The organism is Streptomyces doebereineriae, assembly GCF_031845645.1.
Classification (GTDB): Bacteria; Actinomycetota; Actinomycetes; order Streptomycetales; family Streptomycetaceae; genus Streptomyces; species Streptomyces canus.
Genome location: NZ_JAVREZ010000027.1, coordinates 1 through 17,553 on the forward strand (window position 1 = coordinate 1; position 17,553 = coordinate 17,553).

The following is a 17,553-nucleotide window of genomic DNA, read 5'->3' on the forward strand; positions in this document are numbered from 1 at the left end:
GAACGGTGAAGTTCCGGCCACCCCGGCGGCACGTTTCTGCTGAGGCTGGGAGCGGCTCAGCTGTCCTCGTGGGACACCGCGCGACGCGCGTCCGCGTCCAGCACGCCCCAGCTGATCAGCTGCTCGGTGAGGACCGAGGGGGACTGGTCGTAGATGACGGCGAGTGTGCGCAGGTCGTCCTGGCGGATCGACAGCACCTTGCCGTTGTAGTCACCACGCTGGGACTGGATGGTGGCCGCATACCGCTGGAGGGGGCCGGCCTTCTCGGCCGGGACGTGGGCCAGCCGCTCCAGGTCCAGGACCAGCTTCGGCGGCGGCTCGGCGGCCCCGCCCGGAGTGGTGCCGGGCAGCAGCTCCTGCACCGGAACGCCGTAGAAATCCGCCAACTCGGCAAGACGCTGCACCGTCACCGCGCGGTCGCCGCGCTCGTACGAACCGACCACGACCGCCTTCCAGCGTCCCTGGGACTTCTCCTCGACACCGTGGAGGGAAAGGCCCTGCTGGGTGCGGATGGCCCGGAGCTTGGCCCCGAGCTGTTTGGCGTATTCGCTGGACATATAGCTCCCCGGACACTGGATCGACGCGGCCGCAGTGGTTTCGAGCCGCGCGTCTGGTAACTCACTGTGAGGTTACGCAGCGTGACTCTTCTGCGTCAAGCCGAATGGTCCACACCGACTCTTCCGTGAGAGTGGTGGCTGATTGGGCCAAGGGGGTGATCAGGGACGTCGTTCGGGCCTGCTACCGTGGATGGCGCAAATCCGACGTCCTTTAAGGTCCGTCCCGTGAGGCGGAGAAGGAGGTCCGTTTCTTATGGACAAGCAGGACACTTCCGACCACCAGGCGTCCGATGCCCGGCCCGTTCTCGAAGGCCCCGACATCGCGCGCGTGCTGACCCGTATCGCCCACGAGATCGTCGAACGCGCAAAGGGCGCCGACGACGTGGTGCTCCTCGGCATTCCCACCCGAGGCGTCTTCCTCGCCCAGCGGCTCGCCGTCAAGCTCGAGGAGATCACCGACCGCGGGATTCCGGTCGGTTCGCTCGACATCACCATGTATCGCGACGATCTGCGCATGCACCCGCCGCGTGCGCTGGCCCGCACCGAGATTCCCGGTGACGGCATCGACGGCCGCCTGGTCGTCCTCGTCGACGACGTGCTCTTCTCCGGCCGCACCATCCGCGCCGCCCTGGACGCCCTGAACGACATCGGGCGCCCTCGCGCAGTGCAGCTCGCGGTCCTCGTCGACAGAGGCCACCGCGAACTGCCCATCCGCGCCGACTACGTCGGCAAGAACCTCCCCACGTCGCTGCGGGAGACGGTCAAGGTCCAGCTCGCCGAGGAGGACGGTCGCGACACCGTGCTGCTCGGTGTGAAGCAGACCTAGCGGCAGACGGACCGGGTACGCCCCTTCCGGCGTGCCCTCGCCTGCCCGGAATCTCCCGATCCTGAACTGCCTTACGGAGCCTGAAAGATGCAGCGTCATCTCATCTCGGCCGCCGACCTCACCCGCGACGACGCCGTCCTGATCCTCGACACCGCCGAGGAGATGGCCCGGGTCGCCGACCGGCCGATCAAGAAGCTGCCGACCCTGCGCGGCCGCACGATCGTCAATCTCTTCTTCGAGGACTCCACGCGCACGCGTATCTCCTTCGAAGCCGCCGAGAAGCGTCTCTCGGCGGACGTCATCAACTTCACCGCCAAGGGCTCCAGCGTGTCCAAGGGCGAGTCCCTCAAGGACACCGCCCAGACGCTGGAGGCCATGGGTGTCGACGCCGTCGTCATCCGCCACGGCGCCTCGGGGGCGCCGTATCGCCTGGCCACCTCCGGCTGGATCGACGCGGCCGTCATCAACGCCGGTGACGGCACCCACCAGCACCCCACCCAGGCCCTGCTGGACGCGTTCACCATGCGCCGCCGGCTCGTCGGCCGGGACGCGGGGATCGGCCAGGACCTCTCCGGCAAGCGCATCACGATCGTCGGTGACATCCTGCACAGCCGGGTCGCCCGCTCCAACGTCGACCTGCTGCACACCCTCGGCGCCGAGGTCACCCTCGTCGCTCCGCCCACCCTGGTGCCGGTCGGCATCGAGACCTGGCCCTGCGAGATCGCGTACGACCTCGACAGCACCCTCGCCAAGTCCGACGCGGTGATGATGCTGCGCGTGCAGCGCGAGCGGATGAACGCCGCGTTCTTCCCGACCGAGCGCGAGTACTCGCGGCGCTACGGCCTGGACGGCGACCGCATGGCGCGGATGCCGGAGCACGCCATCGTGATGCACCCCGGCCCGATGGTCCGCGGCATGGAGATCACCGCCGAGGTCGCCGACTCCGACCGCTGCACCGTCGTCGAGCAGGTCGCAAACGGAGTCTCCATCCGGATGGCCGTTCTGTATCTGCTGCTCGGTGGCGCTGTGGTCGATTCGAAAAACGTGCCGGCCGTCTCCCCCACCCGTATCGAGGAGAAGTAAGTCACATGAGCAAGATCCTGATCCGTGGTGCGAAGGTCCTTGGCGGCGAGCCGCAGGACGTGCTGATCGACGGCTCGGCCATCGAGGCGGTCGGTACGGGGATTTCAGCCGAGGGCGCCGAGGTCGTGGACGCGGCCGGAAAGGTGCTTCTCCCGGGCCTCGTCGACCTGCACACCCATCTGCGTGAACCGGGCCGCGAGGACTCCGAGACCGTGCTGACGGGCACGCGCGCGGCGGCCTCCGGCGGCTACACCGCCGTGTTCGCCATGGCCAACACCTTCCCGGTCGCCGACACCGCCGGTGTGGTCGAGCAGGTCTACCGGCTCGGCCAGCAGCACGGCTACTGCGACGTCCAGCCCATCGGTGCGGTCACCGTCGGCCTGGAGGGCCGCAAGCTCGCCGAGCTCGGTGCCATGCACGAGTCGGCCGCCGGTGTGACCGTCTTCTCCGACGACGGCAAGTGCGTCGAAGACGCCGTGATCATGCGGCGCGCGCTGGAGTACGTGAAGGCCTTCGGCGGGGTCGTCGCGCAGCACGCCCAAGAGCCGCGGCTGACCGAGGGCGCCCAGATGAACGAGGGCGTCGTCTCCGCCGAGCTGGGGCTCGGGGGCTGGCCCGCGGTGGCCGAAGAATCGATCATCGCCCGGGATGTCCTGCTCGCCGAGCACGTCGGCTCCCGCGTCCACATCTGTCACCTCTCGACCGCCGGATCCGTCGAGATCGTCCGCTGGGCCAAGTCCCGCGGCATCGACGTCACCGCCGAGGTCACCCCGCACCACCTGCTGCTCACCGACGAGCTGGTCCGGTCGTACAACCCGGTCTACAAGGTGAACCCGCCGCTGCGCACCGAGCGGGACGTGCTCGCCCTGCGCGAGGCCCTGGCCGACGGCACCATCGACATCGTCGCCACCGACCACGCCCCGCACCCGCACGAGGACAAGGACTGCGAGTGGGCCGCGGCCGCCATGGGCATGGTCGGCCTGGAGACCGCGTTGTCAGTGGTGCAGGAGACCATGGTGGACACCGGGCTCCTCGACTGGGCCGGGGTCGCCGAGCGCATGTCCTTCAAGCCCGCCGAGATCGGGCAGGCGAAGGGGCACGGGCGCCCCGTCTCGGCTGGTGAGCCCGCCAACCTCATGCTCGTCGACACGGAATACCGTGGGTCCGTGGACCCCGCGGGCTTCGCCTCGCGCAGCCGCAACACTCCGTACGAGGGGCGTGAGCTGCCGGGCCGTGTCACGCACACGTGGCTCCGGGGCAAGGCCACGCTCGTCGACGGGAAGCTCACGTGACACCTGCAACTCTGCTCGCCACCGGACTCGCCACGGGCCTTGCCGCCGAGAAGAAGTCGGCCGAGGTCACGGACTGGGCCGCCCGCGTCGGCTGGCTCGTCGGCCTCGCCCTCTTCGTCGCGCTCGTCTACTGGCTGATGCGCGAGGGCTGGAAGTGGCGCGGCACGCTCCAGGGCGACCTGCCCGAGCTCCCCACCGCGCCGGACGACCCCGGCCCGGCGAGACTGGGCATGAGCGGCCGCTACCACGGCTCCACCACCGCGGGGCAGTGGCTCGACCGGATCGTGGCGCACGGCCTGGGCACCCGCAGCCGGGTCGAGCTCACGTTGACGGACGCGGGACTGGACGTCGTGCGCCCCGGCGCGACCGACTTCTTCATCCCGCGCGAGGCCCTGCGGGAGGCGGTGCTCGGCAAGGGCATCGCAGGCAAGGTACTGACCGAGGGCGGGCTCCTCGTGGTGACCTGGGCCCACGGCGAGCGTCTGATCGACTCAGGGTTCCGCTCCGACCACGCGGCCGAGCACACCGACTGGGTCGACGCCATTAACTCCATGATCAACAAGACGGAAACGGAAGGCGCACGATGACGACCTCCACAAGGGGGGCCTCGAAGGCTCCTGCGGTACTCGTCCTGGAGGACGGCCGGATCTTCCGCGGCCGTTCCTACGGGGCCGTGGGGGAGACCTTCGGCGAGGCCGTCTTCTCCACCGGCATGACCGGCTACCAGGAGACCCTGACCGACCCGTCGTACGACCGCCAGATCGTCGTCGCGACCGCCCCGCAGATCGGCAACACCGGCTGGAACGACGAGGACGACGAGTCGAGCCGCATCTGGGTCTCCGGCTACGTCGTGCGCGACCCCGCGCGCGTGCCGTCCAACTGGCGCGCCAAGCGCTCCCTCGACGACGAGCTGGTCGCACAGGACATCGTCGGGATCTCCGGCATCGACACCCGCGCACTCACCCGACACCTGCGCGAGCGCGGCTCGATGCGCGCCGGGATCTTCTCCGGCGAGGCGATCGCCGCCGAGCCCGAGCTCGTCGCGCGCGTGCAGGCCCAGCCGCACATGAAGGGCGCCTCGCTCTACGAGGAGGTCGCCACCAAGGAGGCGTACGTCGTCCCCGCGGTCGGTGAGAAGAAGTTCACGGTCGCCGCGATCGACCTCGGCATCAAGGGCATGACCCCGCACCGCATGGCCGAGCGCGGCATCGAGGTGCACGTACTGCCGGCCACGGCCACCGCGGAGGACGTCTACGCCGTCGCCCCCGACGGGGTCTTCTTCTCCAACGGGCCCGGCGACCCGGCCACCGCCGACGGACCGGTCGCGCTGATGACCGCCGTCCTGGAGCGCAGGACGCCCCTGTTCGGCATCTGCTTCGGCAACCAGATCCTCGGCCGTGCGCTGGGCTTCGGCACCTACAAGCTGAAGTACGGCCACCGGGGCATCAACCAGCCCGTGCAGGACCGGACCACCGGCAAGGTCGAGGTCACCGCGCACAACCACGGATTCGCCGTGGACGCGCCGCTCGACAAGGTCAGCGAGACCAGGTTCGGGCGCGTGGAGGTCTCGCACGTCTGCTTGAACGACAACGTCGTGGAGGGACTCCAGCTGCTCGACCAGCCGGCCTTCTCCGTCCAGTACCACCCCGAAGCGGCAGCGGGTCCGCACGACGCCGCCTACCTGTTCGACCGCTTCACGTCTTTGATGAACACAGTTCTGATGGAGGGCCAGCGTGCCTAAGCGCACCGATATCCAGTCCGTCCTGGTCATCGGCTCCGGCCCGATCGTCATCGGCCAGGCCGCCGAGTTCGACTACTCCGGCACGCAGGCGTGCCGGGTCCTGAAGGCCGAGGGCCTCAGGGTGATCCTGGTCAACTCCAACCCGGCGACGATCATGACCGACCCGGAGATCGCCGACGCCACCTATGTCGAGCCGATCACCCCGGAGTTCGTCGAGAAGATCATCGCCAAGGAGCGGCCGGACGCGCTGCTGCCGACACTGGGCGGCCAGACCGCCCTCAACACCGCGATCTCCATGCACGAGCAGGGTGTGCTGGAGAAGTACGGTGTCGAACTCATCGGCGCCAACGTCGAAGCCATCAACAAGGGCGAGGACCGCGACCTCTTCAAGGACGTCGTGGAGGCCGTCCGCGAGAAGATCGGGCACGGCGAGTCCGCCCGGTCCTACATCTGCCACTCGATGGACGACGTCCTGAAGGGCGTCGAGCAGCTCGGCGGTTACCCGGTCGTCGTCCGGCCCTCCTTCACCATGGGCGGCGCCGGCTCCGGCTTCGCCCACAACGAGGAGGAGCTGCGCCGCATCGCCGGACAGGGCCTCACGCTCTCCCCGACCACCGAGGTGCTCCTGGAGGAGTCCATCCTCGGCTGGAAGGAGTACGAGCTGGAGCTGATGCGCGACAAGAACGACAATGTCGTGGTCGTCTGCTCCATCGAGAACTTCGACCCGATGGGCGTCCACACCGGCGACTCGATCACCGTCGCGCCCGCGATGACCCTGACCGACCGCGAGTACCAGCGACTGCGTGACATCGGCATCGCGATCATCCGCGAGGTCGGCGTCGACACCGGCGGCTGCAACATCCAGTTCGCGGTCGACCCGGATGACGGCCGCATCATCGTCATCGAGATGAACCCGCGCGTGTCCCGGTCCTCGGCCCTCGCGTCCAAGGCGACCGGCTTCCCGATCGCCAAGATCGCCGCCAAGCTGGCCGTCGGCTACACGCTCGACGAGATCCCGAACGACATCACGGAGAAGACCCCGGCCTCCTTCGAGCCCACGCTCGACTACGTGGTCGTGAAGGCCCCGCGCTTCGCGTTCGAGAAGTTCCCGTCCGCAGACTCCACGCTGACCACGACCATGAAGTCGGTCGGCGAGGCCATGGCGATCGGCCGCAACTTCACCGAGGCCTTCCAGAAGGCACTGCGCTCGCTGGAGAAGAAGGGCAGCCAGTTCACCTTCGTGGGCGAGCCCGGCGACAAGACCGCCCTCCTGGAGGAGGCCGTACGGCCCACCGACGGCCGCGTCAACACCGTCATGCAGGCCATCCGCGCGGGCGCCACCCCGGAGGAGGTCTTCGAGTACACGAAGATCGACCCCTGGTTCGTCGACCAGCTCTTCCTGATCAAGGAGACCGCGGACGAGCTGGCCTCCGCTGAGCGTTTGGACGCCGATCTCCTCGCCGAGGCCAAGCGGCACGGCTTCTCCGACCAGCAGATCGGCGAGATCCGGGGCCTGCGCGAGGACGTGGTGCGCGAGGTGCGGCACGCACTCGGTGTGCGCCCGGTCTACAAGACCGTCGACACCTGCGCGGCCGAGTTCGCCGCGAAGACGCCGTACTTCTACTCCTCCTACGACGAGGAGAGCGAGGTCGCGTCCCGGACCAAGCCCGCGGTGATCATCCTGGGCTCCGGCCCGAACCGCATCGGCCAGGGCATCGAGTTCGACTACTCCTGCGTGCACGCCTCCTTCGCGCTGTCCGACGCCGGGTACGAGACGGTGATGGTCAACTGCAACCCCGAGACCGTCTCCACCGACTACGACACCTCCGACCGGCTGTACTTCGAGCCGCTCACGCTCGAGGACGTCCTGGAGATCGTCCACGCGGAGCAGCAGGCCGGTCCGGTCGCGGGTGTGATCGTGCAGCTGGGCGGGCAGACCCCGCTGGGTCTGGCGCAGGCGCTCAAGGACAACGGCGTGCCGGTCGTGGGCACCCCGCCCGAGGCGATCCACGCCGCCGAGGACCGCGGCGCCTTCGGCCGTGTCCTCGCCGAGGCGGGCCTCCCGGCCCCCAAGCACGGCACCGCCACCACCTTCGCCGGCGCCAAGGCCATCGCGGACGAGATCGGCTACCCGGTCCTCGTACGGCCCTCCTACGTCCTCGGCGGCCGCGGCATGGAGATCGTCTACGACGAGACCCGCCTCGAGGCCTACATCGCCGAGTCCACCGAGATCAGCCCCTCGCGCCCGGTCCTGGTCGACCGGTTCCTCGACGACGCCATCGAGATCGACGTCGACGCCCTCTACGACGGCCAGGAGCTCTACCTGGGCGGCGTGATGGAGCACATCGAGGAGGCCGGCATCCACTCCGGCGACTCGGCGTGCGCACTGCCGCCGATCACGCTGGGCGGCTTCGACATCAAGCGCCTGCGGGCCTCCACCGAGGCCATCGCGCGCGGGGTGGGCGTCCGGGGTCTGATCAACATCCAGTTCGCCATGGCCGGTGACATCCTCTACGTCCTGGAGGCCAACCCGCGCGCGTCCCGCACCGTCCCCTTCACCTCGAAGGCGACCGCCGTGCCGCTTGCCAAGGCCGCCGCCCGGATCTCGCTGGGAGCGACCGTCGCCGAACTGCGCGCCGAGGGCCTGCTTCCGGCCAACGGCGACGGCGGCGAACTTCCGCTGGACGCGCCGATCTCCGTGAAGGAGGCCGTCATGCCGTGGTCGCGCTTCCGCGACATCCACGGCCGCGGCGTCGACACGGTCCTCGGCCCGGAGATGCGCTCCACCGGCGAGGTCATGGGCATCGACTCCGTCTTCGGCACGGCGTACGCCAAGTCGCAGGCGGGCGCCTACGGTCCGCTGCCCACCAAGGGGCGTGCGTTCATCTCGGTCGCCAACCGCGACAAGCGCTCGATGATCTTCCCCGCGCGCGAACTGGTCGCGCACGGATTCGAGCTGCTCGCCACCTCCGGCACGGCCGAGGTCCTCAAGCGCAACGGCATCAACGCCACCGTCGTGCGCAAGCAGTCCGAGGGCACCGGCCCGAACGGCGAGAAGACCATCGTCCAGCTCATCCACGACGGCGAGGTCGACCTCATCGTCAACACCCCGTACGGCACCGGCGGCCGCCTCGACGGCTACGAGATCCGTACGGCGGCCGTGGCGCGGTCGGTCCCGTGTCTGACGACGGTTCAGGCGCTCGCCGCCGCCGTCCAGGGCATCGACGCCCTCAACCACGGTGATGTGGGCGTCCGTTCGCTCCAGGAACACGCGGAACACCTGACCGCGGCCCGCGACTAGCAGCCCTGAGGGGGACACCGGAAACGGTGTCCCCCTCTTGGTGAGGACACCATGTACAAGATCTTTTTCAATCTCGTCTTCAAACGCCTGGACCCCGAGCAGGCCCATCACCTGGCCTTCCGGTGGATCCGCCTCGCCGCCAGCGTTCCCGTGCTGCGCACGTTCGTCGCGGCCGCTCTCGCACCCCGCCACAAGGAGCTGCGCACCGAGGCCTTCGGGCTGCGCATGCACGGCCCCTTCGGACTGGCCGCAGGCTTCGACAAGAACGCGGTCGCGATCGACGGCTTGACGATGCTGGGCTTCGACCACGTCGAGATCGGCACGGTGACCGGGGAGGCCCAGCCGGGCAACCCCAAGAAGCGGCTGTTCCGCCTGGTACAGGACCGCGCGCTCATCAACCGCATGGGCTTCAACAACGAGGGCTCGCTGGCCGTGGCGGCCCGCCTGGCCTCCCGTGAGCCGGTTTTCAAGACCGTGGTGGGCGTCAACATCGGCAAGACCAAGGCCGTCCCGGAGGCCGAGGCGATCGGTGACTACGTGAAGTCGGCGGAGCGGCTGGCGCCGTACGCCGACTACCTGGTCGTGAACGTGTCGTCGCCCAACACGCCCGGCCTGCGCAACCTCCAGGCGGTCGACCATCTGCGGCCGCTCCTGACCGCTGTCCGCGAGGCCGCCGACCGCATGGTGGCCTCCCGTCGCGTCCCGCTCCTGGTGAAGATCGCACCCGACCTCGCCGACGAGGACGTCGACGCGGTCGCCGACCTGGCAGTCGAACTCGGCCTGGACGGCATCATCGCCACCAACACGACCATCGCGCGCGAAGGACTCGGTCTGACATCCGGACCCGCGTTGGTGAACGAGACGGGCGGCCTGTCCGGAGCACCCCTCAAGGCGCGCTCCCTGGAGGTCCTGAGGCGCCTGTACGCGCGCGTGGGCGACCGGATCACCCTGGTGGGCGTCGGTGGCGTCCAGGACGCCGAGGACGCCTGGCAGCGCATCCTGGCGGGCGCCACGCTGGTCCAGGGCTACAGCGCGTTCATCTACGAGGGTCCCTTCTGGGGCCGGGCCATCCACAAGGGGCTCGCCGCGCGCCTGCGCACTAGCCCGTACGCCACTCTCGCCGACGCGGTCGGCGCCGACGTGAGGAAGACGGTATGACCGAGCCCTTCGGCGCACGCCTGCGCCGAGCCATGGACGAGCGCGGCCCGCTGTGCGTGGGGATCGACCCGCACGCCTCACTGCTCACCGAGTGGGGCCTGAACGACGACGTGGCCGGTCTGGAGCGGTTCAGCCGCACGGTCGTGGAGGCGCTGTCCGACCGGGTCGCCGTGTTCAAGCCCCAGAGCGCGTTCTTCGAGCGCTTCGGCTCGCGCGGTGTCGCCGTACTGGAGAAGACCGTCCAGGAGGCCCGGGCGGCCGGGGCGCTGGTCCTCATGGACGCCAAGCGCGGTGACATCGGCTCGACCATGGCCGCGTACGCCGAGGCCTTCCTGCGCAAGGACTCCCCGCTGTTCTCGGATGCGCTGACCGTGTCGCCGTACCTCGGTTACGGCTCGCTCTCGCCGGCCGTCGTGCTGGCGCGCGAGAGCGGCGCGGGCCTGTTCGTGCTCGCGCTGACGTCCAACCCGGAGGGCGGCGAGGTGCAGCACGCCGTCCGCGCGGACGGCCGGAACGTCGGCGCGACCATGCTGGCCCATCTGGCCGCCGAGAACACGGGGGAGGAGCCCCTGGGGTCCTTCGGTGCCGTCGTCGGGGCCACGCTCGGCGATCTGTCGTCCTACGACCTGGACATCAACGGTCCGCTCCTCGCACCCGGCGTCGGGGCCCAGGGGGCCACTCCGGCCGATCTCCCCGGGGTCTTCGGTGCGGCGATCCACAACGTCGTCCCGAACGTCAGCCGGGGCGTGCTGAGGCACGGTCCCGACGTCGGTGCGCTGCGCGCGTCCGCCGAGCGGTTCGCGGACGAGATCAGGTCCGCGCTGCCGACGGGCTGAGGCGTCCGTCAAGGACGGGCTGAGGCATCCGCGACGGTCGTCGCGGATGTTCGACACCCCCGTTCGAGTCCTCAGACGCGTGGTTCGAGGCCCGCTTGAGTCTGAATACATCCTCAAATCCGGGGCAATATGTCAGAAATGTCCGACCTGGCGGAGGCTGACCAGGACTTTTCCGCTGTTCTCGCTGACTCTGGCGGACTTGCCCGCTAGTCTCCGACGCAGAGTGAACGGGCAAGCGTGTTGCTCGTGGCTCCCCAGGTGTGGGGCGACTAGGTTCCTCACCGGTCCGTATCCGACAAGATCGACATCCGAGGTGACGTAGGCGTGGCTCTTCCGCCCCTTACCCCTGAACAGCGCGCAGCCGCGCTCGAAAAGGCCGCCGCGGCTCGCCGGGAGCGGGCCGAGGTCAAGAATCGACTCAAGCACTCCGGCGCCTCCCTTCACGAGGTCATCAAGCAGGGCCAGGAGAACGACGTCATCGGCAAGATGAAGGTCTCCGCCCTGCTCGAGTCCCTGCCGGGCGTGGGCAAGGTCCGCGCCAAGCAGATCATGGAGCGACTCGGCATCTCCGAGAGCCGTCGTGTACGCGGCCTCGGCTCCAACCAGATCGCTTCGCTGGAGCGTGAGTTCGGCAGCACCGGTTCCTGAACCGGGTCACTCCGGGAAGGGAGTCCCGGGCACTCCGGGATTGCTGGAATAATCGCTGCATGAGTGAACGTCCGCGGCTGACCGTGCTCTCCGGCCCCTCAGGGGTCGGCAAGAGCACGGTCGTCGCCCATATGCGCAAGGAACACCCCGAGGTCTGGCTCTCGGTGTCGGCGACGACCCGCAAGCCCCGCCCCGGCGAGAAGCACGGTGTCCAGTACTTCTTCGTCACCGACGAGGAGATGGACAAGCTGATCGCCAACGGTGAGCTGCTGGAGTGGGCGGAATTCGCCGGCAACCGCTACGGCACGCCGCGTGCGGCCGTGCTGGAGCGGCTGGAGGCGGGTGAGCCCGTCCTGCTGGAGATCGACCTCCAGGGCGCCCGGCAGGTCCGTGAGTCCATGACGGACGCCCAGTTGGTGTTCCTGGCTCCTCCCTCCTGGGAGGAGCTCGTGCGCAGACTCACCGGACGTGGCACCGAGCCGCCCGAGGTGATCGAACGCCGCCTGGAGGCGGCAAAGATCGAACTGGCGGCTGAACCCGAGTTCGATGTGACCTTGGTCAACACCTCCGTCGAGGACGTGGCGCGCGAGCTGCTAGCCTTGGTGGATGTGGTGTGATCCCGCCTGCTCGTTGAGGCTTGATCCTTCGCACTGAATCTTTCCCATCCATCGGAAGGTAGAGCGTGTCCTCTTCCATCTCCGCGCCCGAGGGCATCATCAACCCGCCGATCGACGAGCTCCTCGAGGCCACGGACTCGAAGTACAGCCTCGTGATCTACGCGGCCAAGCGGGCCCGCCAGATCAACGCGTACTACTCGCAGCTCGGTGAGGGCCTGCTTGAGTACGTCGGTCCGCTGGTGGACACCCATGTCCACGAGAAGCCGCTCTCGATCGCCCTGCGCGAGATCAACGCGGGTCTGCTGACGTCCGAGGCCGTCGAGGGCCCGGCGCAGTAGTAGTACTTTCAGCTTTTCGCTGACTTATCCACAGGCCCGGCAGCGCGACTGTCGGGCCTGTGGTGTGTGATGGACCCGTACGTCGCAGTCGTACGTTGCCGAGCGGGGAGAGACGGGGAGAGACGGTGGACAAGCCGAAGGTCGTGCTGGGGGTCAGTGGCGGCATCGCCGCGTACAAGGCCTGTGAGCTGCTGAGAAGGCTCACGGAGTCCGGCCACGACGTCCGCGTCGTCCCCACCGCCTCCGCACTGCACTTCGTGGGCGCCGCCACCTGGTCCGCCCTTTCCGGCAAGCCGGTCTCGACCGAGGTCTGGGATGACGTCCACGAGGTCCCGCACGTCCGTATCGGGCAGCACGCCGACCTGGTGGTCGTGGCCCCGGCGACCGCGGACACCCTCGCCAGGGCGGCGCACGGCCTGGCGGACGACCTCCTCACCAACACCCTCCTGACGGCCCGCTGCCCGGTCGTCTTCGCGCCCGCCATGCACACCGAGATGTGGGAGCACCCGGCCACCCAGGAGAACGTGCAGACACTGCGCCGACGCGGTGCGATCGTGATCGAGCCGGCCGTCGGCCGGCTGACCGGCGTCGACACCGGCAAGGGCCGGCTGCCGGAACCCGCCGAGATCTTCGAGGTCTGCCGCCGGGTGCTGGCCCGGGGCGTCACCGAGCCCGACCTCAAGGGCCGGCACGTGGTCGTGAGCGCCGGCGGCACCCGCGAGCCCCTCGACCCCGTCCGGTTCCTCGGCAACCGCTCCTCCGGCAAGCAGGGCTACGCCCTCGCCCGCACCGCCGCCGCGCGCGGCGCCCGGGTCACCCTGCTCGCGGCGAACACCGGTATGCCGGACCCGGCGGGCGTGGATGTCGTCCCCGTGGGGACGGCCGTGCAGCTGCGCGAGGCGGTCCTGAAGGCGGCCGCCGACGCCGACGCGGTCGTCATGGCGGCGGCGGTCGCGGACTTCCGCCCGCAGACATACGCGGCCGGAAAGATCAAGAAGAAGGACGGTCAGGACCCCGAGCCGATCGTCCTGGTGCGGAATCCGGACATCCTCGCCGAGATCTCGGCCGAGCGCGCCCGCCCCGGCCAGGTGATAGTCGGCTTCGCCGCCGAGACCGACGACGTCCTGGCCAACGGTCGTACGAAACTGCGCCGCAAGGGCTGCGACCTCCTCGTCGTCAACGAGGTGGGGGAGCGCAAGACCTTCGGGTCGGAGGAGAACGAGGCCGTGGTGCTGGGCGCCGACGGCAGCGAGACCGCGGTACCGCACGGCCCGAAGGAGTTCCTGGCCGAAACCGTGTGGGACCTGGTGGCACAGCGCCTCACGTGAATGTTTCATTCGCTTCTCGGTCCCCACAAACCTCTGCCACAGAGGCGTGGCGCCCCTGGCCAAGCCCGCTCGTCATTGGGCACAATGCCCGTGCCGCAGGTCACAGCACTCCCGAGTGGCGAGACGGGGGAGCCGGTGGCCGAGCACGACCGATAAACTGTTCTCGGACGATGCCGGGCGCAGCCCCCGAGCCAGTCCGCCAATGATCAGCCAGCAGCCGCTGCAACCCCAGGGAGCGTTGTGTCCCGTCGTCTGTTCACCTCGGAGTCTGTGACCGAGGGCCACCCCGACAAGATCGCTGACCAGATCAGTGACACCATCCTCGACGCGCTCCTCAAGGAGGACCCGACGTCCCGGGTCGCGGTCGAGACCCTGATCACGACCGGCCTGGTGCATGTGGCCGGTGAGGTCACCACCAAGACCTACGCGCCGATCGCCCAGCTGGTGCGCGACAAGATCCTGGAGATCGGTTACGACTCCTCGAAGAAGGGCTTCGACGGCGCCTCCTGCGGTGTCTCGGTGTCGATCGGCGCGCAGTCCCCGGACATCGCGCAGGGCGTCGACACGGCGTACGAGAACCGGGTCGAGGGCGACGAGGACGAGCTCGACCGCCAGGGTGCGGGCGACCAGGGTCTGATGTTCGGCTACGCGACGGACGAGACCCCCACCCTGATGCCGCTGCCGATCTTCCTGGCGCACCGCCTGGCGAAGCGCCTCTCCGAGGTCCGCAAGAACGGCACCATCCCCTACCTGCGCCCCGACGGCAAGACGCAGGTCACCATCGAGTACGACGGCGACAAGGCCGTCCGTCTCGACACGGTCGTCGTCTCCTCGCAGCACGCGTCCGACATCGACCTGGACTCCCTGCTCGCCCCGGACATCCGCGAGTTCGTCGTCGAGCCGGAGCTGAAGGCGCTCCTGGACGACGGCATCAAGCTGGACACGGAGAGCTACCGCCTCCTGGTCAACCCCACCGGCCGCTTCGAGATCGGCGGCCCGATGGGCGACGCCGGCCTGACCGGCCGCAAGATCATCATCGACACGTACGGCGGCATGGCCCGCCACGGCGGCGGCGCCTTCTCCGGCAAGGACCCGTCCAAGGTCGACCGCTCGGCCGCGTACGCCATGCGCTGGGTCGCCAAGAACGTCGTCGCCGCGGGTCTCGCCTCCCGCTGCGAGGTCCAGGTCGCCTACGCCATCGGCAAGGCCGAGCCCGTGGGCCTGTTCGTGGAGACCTTCGGTACCGCGACGATCGACACCGAGAAGATCGAGAAGGCCATCGACGAGGTCTTCGACCTCCGTCCGGCCGCCATCATCCGCGACCTGGACCTGCTGCGCCCGATCTACTCCCTGACGGCGGCGTACGGCCACTTCGGCCGTGAGCTGCCCGAGTTCACGTGGGAGAAGACGGACCGTGTGGAGGCGCTGAAGAAGGCCGCGGGTCTGTAGGTCCATAAGTAAGCCCCCTGCGGTTTGCCGCGAGGCCCGGTGTCCCCTTGGGGTGCCGGGCCTCGGCGCGTCACCAGCCGGACGTGCATGCCCGCGGGAAGGGCCCCTTCGGGTTCGGGCGGCGTCAGTTGTCAGTGGGGTTTGGTAAGAATGCAAGCGTGAGCAGCGAGAACGGGTCCGTGGACGGTGGCGCCGAAGGAGCGCAGCCCGAGCAGCTTGCCTTGATTCGGGAGAGTGTGCGGAACGCCAAGGTGCCGCGGGCCAAGCCGCGGACGTGGCGGGGGGCCGCGTTGGCCAAGGAGCTGCCGGTCGCGCGGGTACTGGTCGACAAGGGAGTGCTGCATCTTGACCGGTACTTCGACTACGCCGTGCCCGAGGAACTCGACGCGGATGCGCAGCCGGGGGTGCGGGTGCGGGTGCGGTTCGGTGCCGGGCGTGGGCGGGTCCGGGAAGGGCGGCGTGAGGGTGGGGGGCTGATCGACGGGTTTCTGGTCGAGCGGCTCGCCGAGTCGGACTACTCCGGGCCGCTGGCGGCGCTTGCTCAGGTCGTCTCGCCGGAGCCGGTGCTCAGCGAGGAGCTTCTGGGGCTCGCTCGGGCCGTCGCCGACCGGTATGCGGGGAGTCTGGCGGATGTGCTGCAGCTTGCCGTCCCGCCGCGTAGCGCTCGGGCCGAGCAGCGGCCTTCGCCCGAGCCGTTGCCGCTGCCCGCGGCGCCCGCGGTGGGCTCCTGGGGGCGGTATGAGCGGGGGGACGCGTTTCTGGAGTCGCTGGCCTCGGGAGGTGCACCGCGCGCGGTGTGGAACGCCCTGCCCGGGCCGGAGTGGAGTGAGGAACTGGCGCGGGCCGTTGCCGCGACCTTGGCCTCGGGGCGGGGGGCGCTGGTCGTCGTGCCGGACGGGCGGGCCGTCGCGCGGGTCGACGCCGCGCTGACCTCGGTGCTGGGCGAGGGGCGGCATGCGGTCCTGACCGCCGACGCCGGGCCCGAGAAGCGGTATCGGGAGTGGCTGGCCGTGCGGCGGGGGGCCGTGCGGGCCGTGGTCGGGACGAGGGCCGCCATGTTCGCCCCGGTGCGGGACCTGGGGCTCGTCGCGCTCTGGGACGACGGCGACGACAGTCACAGCGAGCCGCATGCCCCGCAGCCGCATGCGCGTGAGGTGCTGCTGTTGCGTGCCGCGCAGGACAAGTGCGGCTTTCTGCTGGGGAGTTGGAGCTGCACGGTGGAGGCCGCGCAGCTTGTGGAGAGCGGCTGGGCGCGGCCGCTCATCGCCTCGCGGGAGCAGGTGCGGGCCGTCGCTCCGCTGGTGCGGACCGTGGGGGACCAGGATCTCGCCCGGGACGAGGCGGCTCGGGCGGCCCGGCTGCCCACGCTCGCCTGGCAGGCCGTCAGGGAGGGCTTGCGGCACGGGCCGGTGCTCGTGCAGGTGCCGCGCCGGGGGTATGTGCCGCGGATGGCCTGCGCCAACTGCCGGGAGCCCGCGCGATGTCGGCATTGTGCCGGGCCGTTGGAGGGGCAGGAGTCCGGGGCGGCGCTGCGGTGCGGGTGGTGTGGACGCGAGGAGGGGGCCTGGCACTGTCCGGAGTGCGGCGGCTTCCGGTTGCGGGCGCAGGTGGTGGGGGCCCGGCGTACCGCGGAGGAGTTGGGGCGGGCGTTTCCGGCTGTTCCGGTGCGGACGTCCGGGCGTGAACATGTGCTGGACACCGTGCCGGGGGCGCCGGCGCTGGTGGTGAGCACGCCGGGGGCGGAGCCAGTCGCCGAGGGCGGGTATGCGGCGGCGTTGTTGCTGGACGGGTGGGCCATGCTCGGGCGGCCGGATCTGCGGGCCGGGGAGGATGCGCTACGGCGGTGGATCGCGGCGTCGGCGCTGGTGCGGGCGCAGGAGGCCGGGGGCACGGTGGTGGTGGTTGCCGAGCCCACACTGCGGCCTGTGCAGGCGCTGGTGCGGTGGGACCCCGTGGGGCATGCGGTCCGGGAGTTGGGGGAGCGGGCCGAGTTGGGGTTTCCGCCGGTGTCGCGGATGGCCGCGGTGTCGGGGACGGGGGAGGCGCTTGCCGAGTTTCTGACGGCCGTGGAACTGCCTGGTGAGGCGGAGGTGTTGGGGCCTGTGCCGTTGCCGGTGACGGTGGCGGGGGGGCCTCGGAGGGTGGGGGCGCCACCGGTGGGGGAGCGGTGGGAGCGGGTGCTTGTGCGGGTGCCGCCGGGAAGGGGGGCGGCGTTGGCGTCTGCACTCAAGTCGGCGCAGGCCACGCGGATGGCTCGGGGCGGGAGCGGAGGTGAGGCAGCGGTGTGGGTGCGGATCGATCCGCCTGACATTGGGTGACGGTCGGGGGCGGGTGCGAGAGGTGGGCCGGACGATCTGGACGCGGGGACAGGGGGCTCAC

15 protein-coding genes are annotated in these 17,553 nt (G+C 69.9%); 14 read left to right on the plus strand and 1 reads right to left on the minus strand.

The window, feature by feature from the left end; all coding sequences use genetic code 11:
* Positions 1-56: 56 nt before the first annotated feature.
* Positions 57-557: a transcriptional regulator BldD gene (bldD, locus tag RNB18_RS45225; protein ID WP_007380685.1), complete on the minus strand. Its 501-nt coding sequence runs from the start codon at positions 555-557 to the stop codon at positions 57-59.
* A 253-nt stretch (positions 558-810) separates the two neighbouring features.
* On the opposite strand from bldD, the gene pyrR reads away from it, so the two are divergent.
* The 14 genes from pyrR (at position 811) to RNB18_RS45295 (ending at position 17,492) form a co-directional block, all read left to right on the plus strand.
* Complete coding sequence (gene pyrR / locus RNB18_RS45230) at positions 811-1,383, plus strand: bifunctional pyr operon transcriptional regulator/uracil phosphoribosyltransferase PyrR (protein WP_266567307.1); 573 nt, start codon at positions 811-813, stop codon at positions 1,381-1,383.
* An 87-nt stretch (positions 1,384-1,470) separates the two neighbouring features.
* On the plus strand, positions 1,471-2,466 hold the full coding sequence (locus RNB18_RS45235) for an aspartate carbamoyltransferase catalytic subunit (protein WP_311719975.1): 996 nt from the start codon (positions 1,471-1,473) through the stop codon (positions 2,464-2,466).
* A 5-nt stretch (positions 2,467-2,471) separates the two neighbouring features.
* Complete coding sequence (locus RNB18_RS45240) at positions 2,472-3,758, plus strand: dihydroorotase (protein WP_311719976.1); 1,287 nt, start codon at positions 2,472-2,474, stop codon at positions 3,756-3,758.
* Entirely contained in the window at positions 3,755-4,345 is a 591-nt protein-coding gene (locus RNB18_RS45245; RefSeq protein ID WP_311719978.1) for a PH-like domain-containing protein, read from the plus strand. Before RNB18_RS45240 ends, RNB18_RS45245 begins: the two co-directional genes overlap by 4 nt.
* Positions 4,342-5,499 (plus strand): glutamine-hydrolyzing carbamoyl-phosphate synthase small subunit, encoded by a 1,158-nt coding sequence (gene carA, locus RNB18_RS45250; protein WP_266526026.1) that lies wholly within the window; start codon positions 4,342-4,344, stop codon positions 5,497-5,499. The genes RNB18_RS45245 and carA overlap by 4 nt, the downstream gene beginning before the upstream one ends.
* Positions 5,492-8,800, plus strand: coding sequence for a carbamoyl-phosphate synthase large subunit (gene carB, locus RNB18_RS45255; protein ID WP_311719980.1), 3,309 nt, complete (start codon positions 5,492-5,494; stop codon positions 8,798-8,800). The genes carA and carB overlap by 8 nt, the downstream gene beginning before the upstream one ends.
* Before the next feature lie 51 nt (positions 8,801-8,851).
* Positions 8,852-9,958 (plus strand): quinone-dependent dihydroorotate dehydrogenase, encoded by a 1,107-nt coding sequence (locus RNB18_RS45260; RefSeq protein ID WP_311719981.1) that lies wholly within the window; start codon positions 8,852-8,854, stop codon positions 9,956-9,958.
* A complete protein-coding gene (pyrF, locus tag RNB18_RS45265; RefSeq protein WP_311719983.1) occupies positions 9,955-10,794 on the plus strand; it encodes an orotidine-5'-phosphate decarboxylase in 840 nt (279 codons plus the stop codon). Before RNB18_RS45260 ends, pyrF begins: the two co-directional genes overlap by 4 nt.
* A 324-nt stretch (positions 10,795-11,118) precedes the next feature.
* A complete protein-coding gene (locus tag RNB18_RS45270) occupies positions 11,119-11,442 on the plus strand; it encodes an integration host factor (protein ID WP_003977346.1) in 324 nt (107 codons plus the stop codon).
* A gap of 59 nt (positions 11,443-11,501) precedes the next feature.
* Complete coding sequence (gene gmk, locus RNB18_RS45275; protein ID WP_311719984.1) at positions 11,502-12,059, plus strand: guanylate kinase; 558 nt, start codon at positions 11,502-11,504, stop codon at positions 12,057-12,059.
* A gap of 65 nt (positions 12,060-12,124) precedes the next feature.
* A complete protein-coding gene (gene rpoZ / locus RNB18_RS45280) occupies positions 12,125-12,397 on the plus strand; it encodes a DNA-directed RNA polymerase subunit omega (protein WP_003988945.1) in 273 nt (90 codons plus the stop codon).
* A 125-nt stretch (positions 12,398-12,522) separates the two neighbouring features.
* A complete protein-coding gene (gene coaBC, locus RNB18_RS45285; RefSeq protein WP_311719985.1) occupies positions 12,523-13,725 on the plus strand; it encodes a bifunctional phosphopantothenoylcysteine decarboxylase/phosphopantothenate--cysteine ligase CoaBC in 1,203 nt (400 codons plus the stop codon).
* Between the two features lie 240 nt (positions 13,726-13,965).
* The gene (metK, locus tag RNB18_RS45290; RefSeq protein ID WP_057614147.1) at positions 13,966-15,174 is read left to right on the plus strand and encodes a methionine adenosyltransferase; all 1,209 of its coding nucleotides are present in this window, start codon (positions 13,966-13,968) and stop codon (positions 15,172-15,174) included.
* Positions 15,175-15,332: 158 nt separating this feature from the next.
* Positions 15,333-17,492 (plus strand): primosomal protein N', encoded by a 2,160-nt coding sequence (locus tag RNB18_RS45295; protein ID WP_311719988.1) that lies wholly within the window; start codon positions 15,333-15,335, stop codon positions 17,490-17,492.
* The last annotated feature ends 61 nt before the right edge of the window (positions 17,493-17,553 follow it).